Source organism: Microcystis sp. M53603_WE2, assembly GCF_030065435.1.
In genome coordinates, this window is sequence record NZ_JASJFF010001297.1 from 1 (window position 1) to 7,820 (window position 7,820).

10 protein-coding genes and 1 pseudogene are annotated in these 7,820 nt (G+C 44.6%); all 11 read right to left on the minus strand.

What is annotated here, in order from left to right; genetic code table 11:
• Positions 1 to 349 precede the first annotated feature (349 nt).
• Positions 350 to 775, minus strand: a complete 426-nt coding sequence (locus PX481_RS27120; protein WP_002738785.1) for a photosystem I reaction center subunit II PsaD — start codon at positions 773 to 775, stop codon at positions 350 to 352.
• 108 nt (positions 776 to 883) lie between these two features.
• Positions 884 to 1,015: a hypothetical protein gene (locus tag PX481_RS27125; RefSeq protein WP_288025307.1), complete on the minus strand. Its 132-nt coding sequence runs from the start codon at positions 1,013 to 1,015 to the stop codon at positions 884 to 886.
• Between the two features lie 77 nt (positions 1,016 to 1,092).
• A complete protein-coding gene (locus tag PX481_RS27130; RefSeq protein WP_002758458.1) occupies positions 1,093 to 2,730 on the minus strand; it encodes an ABC transporter permease in 1,638 nt (545 codons plus the stop codon).
• 65 nt (positions 2,731 to 2,795) lie between these two features.
• Positions 2,796 to 3,323, minus strand: a complete 528-nt coding sequence (locus PX481_RS27135; protein ID WP_002758460.1) for a hypothetical protein — start codon at positions 3,321 to 3,323, stop codon at positions 2,796 to 2,798.
• 29 nt (positions 3,324 to 3,352) lie between these two features.
• Positions 3,353 to 3,535, minus strand: a pseudogene (locus PX481_RS27140) (Tse2 family ADP-ribosyltransferase toxin); the annotation flags it as partial.
• Positions 3,536 to 3,600: 65 nt separating this feature from the next.
• Positions 3,601 to 4,041 (minus strand): type II toxin-antitoxin system VapC family toxin, encoded by a 441-nt coding sequence (locus tag PX481_RS27145; RefSeq protein WP_002758462.1) that lies wholly within the window; start codon positions 4,039 to 4,041, stop codon positions 3,601 to 3,603.
• Positions 4,041 to 4,268, minus strand: a complete 228-nt coding sequence (locus PX481_RS27150; RefSeq protein ID WP_002758463.1) for a hypothetical protein — start codon at positions 4,266 to 4,268, stop codon at positions 4,041 to 4,043. Before PX481_RS27150 ends, PX481_RS27145 begins: the two co-directional genes overlap by 1 nt.
• A 180-nt stretch (positions 4,269 to 4,448) precedes the next feature.
• A complete protein-coding gene (locus PX481_RS27155; protein ID WP_002758464.1) occupies positions 4,449 to 5,258 on the minus strand; it encodes an MBL fold metallo-hydrolase in 810 nt (269 codons plus the stop codon).
• 61 nt (positions 5,259 to 5,319) lie between these two features.
• The gene (locus PX481_RS27160) at positions 5,320 to 5,907 is read right to left on the minus strand and encodes an anthranilate synthase component II (RefSeq protein ID WP_002758465.1); all 588 of its coding nucleotides are present in this window, start codon (positions 5,905 to 5,907) and stop codon (positions 5,320 to 5,322) included.
• Between the two features lie 338 nt (positions 5,908 to 6,245).
• Positions 6,246 to 6,746, minus strand: a complete 501-nt coding sequence (locus tag PX481_RS27165) for a pentapeptide repeat-containing protein (RefSeq protein ID WP_002768627.1) — start codon at positions 6,744 to 6,746, stop codon at positions 6,246 to 6,248.
• 2 nt (positions 6,747 to 6,748) lie between these two features.
• A partial coding sequence (locus PX481_RS27170; protein WP_288097049.1) for an LCP family protein occupies positions 6,749 to 7,820 on the minus strand: 1,072 nt, incomplete at its 5' end.

The window sequence follows — 7,820 nt, forward strand, 5'->3', positions numbered from 1 at the left end:
GGGGGGATCGGCACCCCCCTTATCAAGGGGGGATTAAGGGGGGATCGGCACCCCCCTTATCAAGGGGGGATTAAGGGGGGATCGGCACCCCCCTTATCAAGGGGGGATTAAGGGGGGATCGAAGCTAAAATCCATTTTTAATTTAATTATAACCAGCTACTTAGGAGAATAAATAAAAGCAATCTCCTGACGACCGGCCACTAACTCCTAACCCCAGGAAAAACTTTTTCAGTAAACCCTAACTAGCAATTGATTGCGATTGCGATCAGAGAAATCGAGAGTCAGAAGTTAAATCTTGGGGCCAAATAGCTTCTAAATCTAACTCCCCACTCTCGATTTTAGGGATTATTTATGCTTCGTAGGGAGTGACACCAGAGAACTTAATTGTCGCCGGTTCCGGGTTTTTGCCGATATTGCGGTCTTTTTTGCCGAAAAATTCACGACCAGCGTTAACTTTTTCGGGGAAGACACCATCAGCAGGGTGGAGATACTGCACTTCACCACTGGGATAAATCCGATAGATTTTGTAATCTTCGATTTTGGGCTTAAATTTCGTCCGGAATTGGGTACCAAGAGCGAGCGCCTGTTCTTTGCGGGCCAAATAGAGGAGATTTTCGCCTTCGTTCATGATAGCGGCGCCACCGGTGGGCATTTCAAAGACTTGTTCTTTGCTGCTTGTCCAGGTGATGGCGTACTTTTCTTCCAGATCGGCTTTGGCGAGTAAACCGCCCGTGCTGCCACCGAACTTAGGAGCTTTTCCAGAAAGTTCTGTCATAGGATTTTGTTCTCTCTACAAAAATAAAGAAAAGGGGTTTTAGGGAATCCTATCACTGACACCCCCCCTCTCTAGTAGTCTTGTCAAGAACTGTAACATTATTTTGTACTAGACTATAGAACTAGGATTTACCGAAAAAGTTTTTCCTCGCGGCAGGGTGTGGGGTGTGGGGTGTGGGGTGTGGGGAGAATAAATAAAATAATCTCCTGTCTCCTGTCTCCTGTCTCCTAACCCCACCAACAAACTTTTTGCCGCAAACCCTAAATAGAACTAAGCGGCTGGCCGATCGCCAACTTGTCTAGGAATCGGCCACCACTTTAATCGATCGCCCGTCGGGAAATTTGCCAACTTAAAAAAATTACCGGAATTAATCCCACTAGGACAATGGCCAGGGCTGGTGCCGCCGCTTCCACTAAACGTTCATCACTGGCGTATTGATAAACGCGCACCGCTAGGGTATCAAAATTAAAAGGTCTTAACACCAAAGTAGCCGGTAATTCCTTCATCACATCGACAAAAACTAACATAGCCGCCGTCAATAATCCCCCTGACAAAAGAGGAATATGCACTTTAATTAAAGTGGCACCGGTGCCATAGCCAAGGCTGCGGGAAGCATCATCTAAACTAGGTTTAATTTTACTTAAGCTCGATTCTAACGTGGAAAAAGCTACGGCTAAAAACCGGACAATATAGGCAAAAATCAGACAGAAAATCGTGCCGCTCAGAATTAAATTGATATTTAATCCTTGATTGAAAAAGTTATCTAATTTACCGAGAGGAATTAAAACCCCCACGGCGATAACTATGCCGGGGATAGCATAACCAGCAGCCGCAATCCGCACAGAACTCTTAAGAGTTTTATTCGGATTAAGTCTTTCCCCGTAGGCGAGAATTAAAGCTAAAACTACCGCAATAATTGCGCTTAAACTGGCCAGAAAAAAACTGTTTCCCGATAAACTAAAAAAGTCATTATTAAAAGTTTCTTGGGCATGATTAAAGGCTAGATAAGCTAGATAGAAAGCAGGGGCAATAAACCCCAGAAATACCGGCACAAAACAGGAGATAATTGCCAAAAAACTGCGAATAAATCCCAGTTTGTACTTAGTCGGTGACTGGAAACGATTGGTCATTTCATAGTAACGAGCTTGACGACGGGAGGATTGTTCAAGGAAAACTAAAACGAGGATAAATACCATTAAAACTGTGGATAACTGTCCCGCTGCTATGCGATCGCCCATACCGAACCAAGTATTATAAATCCCCGTGGTAAAAGCATTAATACCGAAATACTGCACCGTACCAAAATCGTTCAGAGTTTCCATTAAAGCTAGGGCTAATCCTGCCATAATTGCCGGTCTTGTTAGGGGTAAAGCGACGGTAAAAAAACTGCGCCAAGGATTACATCCCAAGGAGCGACTTGCCTCCACCGTGCAGACAGATTGCTCTAAAAAACCGACCCTTGCTAACAGATAAACGTAGGGATAAAGCACCAGTATTAACATCAGAATCCCCCCCCAAAGAGAACGGATATTAGGAAACCAATAATCCTCGACACTATTCCAACCGAAAACACTTCTTAAGAACGTCTGCACCGGACCAAAATAGTCCATCATATTGGTATAAGTATAGGCCAAGAGATAGGCAGGAGCGGCAAGGGGTAGTAATAATAACCATTGAAATTGTTGACAACCGGGAAATTGACACATCGTTGTTAACCAAGCTGTGCCGACACCGATGATTAAAACGCCGCTGCCCACCCCGCACATTAACCAAAAAGAATTAACTAGATAATCCCAGAGAACAGTTTCGATCAGATGTTGCCAGACTTGACTGGAATTAGTTAATAAACTACTGGCAACCGATAAAATTGGCAGGGAAACAAGCAGGGCAATTAGTAAAACCGCAATTGTCCATCCCTGTCTAAAAAAAGAGCGAGATTCTTTCAGCAAAAACATTTTTAATAAGATTGTTAAAGCAATTTTTAGAGAACGGTCTAGTTATGCCTTCTTCGCTTGTGAGGTCAACTTACAGCCAGCAGTTCATTAAGCTTGTTTTTCAGATTTGGCGATGTCATCAGCGGGTTGTAAACTTCTCCTGCGTAAGGTTGCCAAACATAACTAGGGCTAAAGGAGCGAAATACTGGCAATATTCCTAGCTCGCCTGCAAGTGGTTTCGCTAAAACCAGTCCTGGGATAGATAGATTGGATGATTCTTCGATAAGCTCAGTGTATGTTCTAAATTCATCGACTTCAACACCAACCAGTGCATAACGGAAGGTGGGGGCAAATCGTAGGGACTGATAGAGTAAAATACCTAACTCTGTCATTGAATAGGCACTTTCAGGGCTGTCTATTCCCACTTCGCTAAGATTATTTGGTGAAACGCGACACCACCAATTTTCTTCTATGTCTTGGAATGTGTCTGTGCGACATTGGCACTGGCGACCATTTGACAGCAACAATGACATTCCCTGAAAATGTTGAGCAAATTTATCGGCCTTGCTCTCATCAGAACCACATTCTGCGGATAAACTAAATATCCATGCCATTTTCATAGACTCCTATTGTGTGTATGCCACTAATCCACCTTTTCCCAATATTTTTGGGTCTTTGCCAATGCCGCTTCGTACCTTTCTAGAGCCATTGTAACTCTTGGCATGATGCTAACGTGGGTTGGGCTATCTTGGACAGCCTGTAAATCTCCTGTAATAATGCTGTCATCAATCTGCCACAAAGGAGCTTTGCCCATGCCGCCAAATTTTGGCTGTAACTGCTCACTTTTCACTCCTCACCCCCTCACGAACCAAAAAGCCTGTAAACTTGATTTTATAAGGTGGATTTGCTATTATTTGGCTCTTGCAAGCGATGCAAGCACTCCTGAACTGATAACACAGGTACCGATGAATTCAAAAACCCTTGATTATCTCGGGTCAAGATAGCATCAAGTCCTTGAGCTACAGCACAAGCAACCTGAATCCCATCCTCATAATCAGCCAAACCTGAACTAAACGCTACCTCTAGAACCTCCCGGTTTACAGGGCAGATTTCCATTGCTGTCAATGTCTCTGAAACTGCTTGCCGTGCTTGCTCAATACTGCGCGTGTGTCTTCGAGCAATGTAAAAAATGTCCGTGAGGGTTGTGGCTGTGACATACCCGACGATCTGACCGGAATCGATCGCCTGAAATAGTCGTTCTGCATCTTGGAAAAATAGCTCTCTCTGCAATAGAAAATCTAGGAGAACATTAGTATCAATTAAAACTCTCACTAAAGGTATTTCTCCAGCCGACGCTCTTCCAACATGGCAGCTACTTCTTGGTCGGTTGGTGCAAGTTGGTCTGTTTTGAGTAAGCCACGCATCCGTTGAATTGCACCAGCACGATCAGGTCTAGCAATTGGGGTACTCTGCAAGGACTCAATAATGGCGCTAACCAGCGCAAGTCGCTCGCTCGGTGATAGCTTAACCGCTTCTTCCTTTAGGTCTTGTAGTAACATAGACATTCCTTGGGGCTGAATATTCTGGAATTTCTTAAAAATAATTATAACCCTGATTTATGATCAGGGCTGTAGGGCGAGTTAGCAACAACGTAACCCGGGGAATATCAGGAAATTGATGGTGCGTTACACGAGAAAAAATTAGTTAATCAATAGGACTAGGTCATTGGCTCCTAAAAATTAGGATTTCTCTAACAGTTTGCGGTAGTCAAACACGCGAATGAGCGTCCCTTTTTTGGGTAAATCGGCGGCACGAATCCGTAATTTATTGTCCTCGATCAAACGGATATTTTTATCCTTGACTAACTTGAGAAACTCATCTACAGACACCAATTCACAGGCATTTTTATCGGCGGCACTGGTAAAGTATTGAGTTGGTATAGCAATTCGCGGTTGTAAAACTTCGATCGCCTGTTTTGCTTCTTGGGGATTATAATTTTTTGGACCACCTCCCACGGGAATAAAAGCTAAATCCGGCGAACCTAGGAGAATTCTTTGTTCTAATTCGATTGGGGCCGCTGCCCCCCCTAAATGGACAATACTAATCCCCGCTTGGGTCCAACGCCAGGCCACATTCATACCGAAACGTTGCCCACCCATGCGATCGTGGGCGATACTAATACCCTGTAGTTTTAATTTACCCAGATCGTAGGCCCCCGGCTCAAACAAAATTTTCGGATTACCGGGTAAACCCTCGGCCGCCCCTTCATCCCACAGTTGACTACTAATTAAAACGATATCTGCTTCTACTTTTGGCAAAGGAAAACCCGCCGTACAACCAATTGCCCGGAAAGGATTAACTAGGACTCTTTGCCCTCCTCCGGTGAATAAAAAGCAACTATGACCCAACCATTGAACTAAGAGGGAATTATCGGGTTTTTGGGGGGAAGTGGGGTTAGTGGGTTTCGGTTTAGTTTCCGCTAAAACTGAGCTTACTGCCACGGTTAAGAAACTTGCCCCCGCCGATAAGATAAAATCTCGCCTTTTCATAAATGTAGATGCAGAATTAATCAATTGAAGGTTAATTTCAGGGGTTGGGGATTAGCAAACACTAGAGGGATCGCAGAAAGTTTCTTAAAAGTTCCTTGCCAGCAGTGGTTAAAATACTTTCGGGATGAAATTGTACTCCTTGAATGTGGGGGTAATCCCGATGACGGACTCCCATGACCGTGCCATCTTCTACCCAGGCCGTGATCTCTAAATTATCCGGCATGGTGGAGCGCTCGATCACTAAACTATGGTAACGGGTGGCAGTAAAAGGATTTTCTAAGCCTTGAAATACCCCTTCATTGTTGTGATAGATTGGGGAAGTTTTGCCGTGCATCAAGACTGGGGCCCAGACCACATCCCCTCCGAATACCTGACCGATACTTTGATGACCGAGACAGACCCCCAAAATTGGCAAACGGGGGCCAAATTTGGCGATTAATTCCAGAGATATGCCCGCATCGACTGGACGACCAGGACCGGGGGAAATGACAATCCCATCCGGCCGCATTTGTTCGATTGTGGCCAAGTCGATTTTATCATTACGATAGACCTCGATCGGCACAGCGATCGGGAACTCGGAGGCTAATTCTCCCAAATACTGGACTAAATTGTAGGTAAAACTATCATAGTTATCGATGACGATTATCAAGAGTCCCTCTCCTTTCTTTAGCCTCGCTCAGTATTTTTATTCTACACCCCGGCTGTCTCGATCGAGATAGCCGGGGTGTAGGGGGTAGGCTATTTTTGAGCAGTCAGCTAGAATCTGCCCGGAATTGCTAATTAGGGTTTGCGGCAAAAAGTTTTTTGTGGGGACAGGGTGTGGGGTGTGGGGTGTGGGGTGTGGGGTTTTGAGGGGGTCAATTACCTAACTTTCAGGGAAAAAGTCCAGGGATTTTCCCCCCGATCACTCCCAGATCTGGTACTTTTTGATTGATAAAAAGTCTAAAATTATTACCCAACAAGGTTTTTAGATTTATTCAGCAAACCCTAATTACAGCCTAAACTATCTCTGGTGGCCACTCCCGTGACTGGATTAATGCCATCGGCCCGTTCACACATTAACTTGACCTGATAGTTATCAATCACCGCGTTAGTGAAATCGGCCCCGGTAATAATTGTGTCATAAAAACGGCTGCGAGTAGCGATCGCATCGGTAAAAATAGTATTAGTTAAATCGGCAAAATCGAGGGTAACTCTATCTACCAAAGAGGCGGTTAAATCGGCCCCTTTTAAGTTAGCTTTTAAGAGGACAGCCTCGGTGAGAATGCTATAGGATAAATCGGCACCTTCTAGGTTAACTCCCCGCATCGCAGCAGCTGCGAAAACTCCTCCGCGCAAATCCTGATGGGAAAAATCCCGATCTTGCAGCTGGGCAAAACTATAGTTAATCGTTTTATCTTGGGCCAAAGCCACCGGACGGGCCGCGAAAAGTAGCCAAAGAATCGCCAGCAAAATAATTAAAACCAGACTGAAAAAATTTTTCAACATTGTTACTGTTGAGCGTCAAAAAACTGGGACACATCATCACCCACCCGAATAGTTAGGTCTGAGTCTAAAGCACCAGTGGAGGATGATTCTACTTTACCGATTCCCAATTGATTTTTCAAGAGGTTAGCGGACTGAACATCACCTTTTTGGGCAATAATTGCGGTGGTTTCTAGCTTTTGGGAGGAGTCATCGCTAATATAAACATTTGTGTAGCCCTGTTTGGCCAGATAATTGCGAGTACGACGGGCTAAACCTTTGGTATGGGTGGCATTTTGAATGGCAATCCGCAGACTATAAACGGAGGTTTCTCCCCCCCCATAGTTATCGGTAAAATTATTAGCCACAATGGTTCTAATTTCGCGACGGTTCAAAATCCAATAACTGCGACCATCGTATTCCTCGAGGTTGTTAAACCGGCCGGGGAGTAGGATCATTCTTAAGTCATCCTGTTTAATTTCCCGTCCAAAATTAGCGATAGCCAGCATTTCCTCGACGCTTAAGTTCGTATCGATATATTGTTGTAAAACCTGTACTGCTTTCGGGAGACTGGGGAGAATTGTCGGACTAAAAATCTTTTGTTGGAGTGCTTTTAATAAAATTTGTTGTCTTTGTACGCGACCAATATCGCCGTATTGCGGGTTACGAAAACGGGCAAATTGTTCTGCTTGGTCGCCGTTGAGATTTTGCCAACCCTCTTGTAAATCAATTTCTAATTTTTGGGTGACATCTTTATGATACATTCGTTCGGGTACATAAACTTCTACACCCCCGACTAAATCGACTAATTCCTTGAAGGCATCGGTAGTCACCCGCACATAGCGATCAACGGTGACATCCCCTAAAGTATTAGTGACCACTTCTGCCGCTAGAGTCGGTCCACCGTGAACGTTAGCATCGTTGATTTTAGTAAAACCATGGCCGGGGATTCTGACGCGGCTATCGCGAGGGATAGACAACATTCTCACGGTTTTATCGCTAGGATCGAAGCGCACTAGGAGCATGGTATCGCTGCGACCTTTAAATACATCGTCGCTGTTTTTGGCATCTAAAACTCGATCGATGCCCATAACTAAA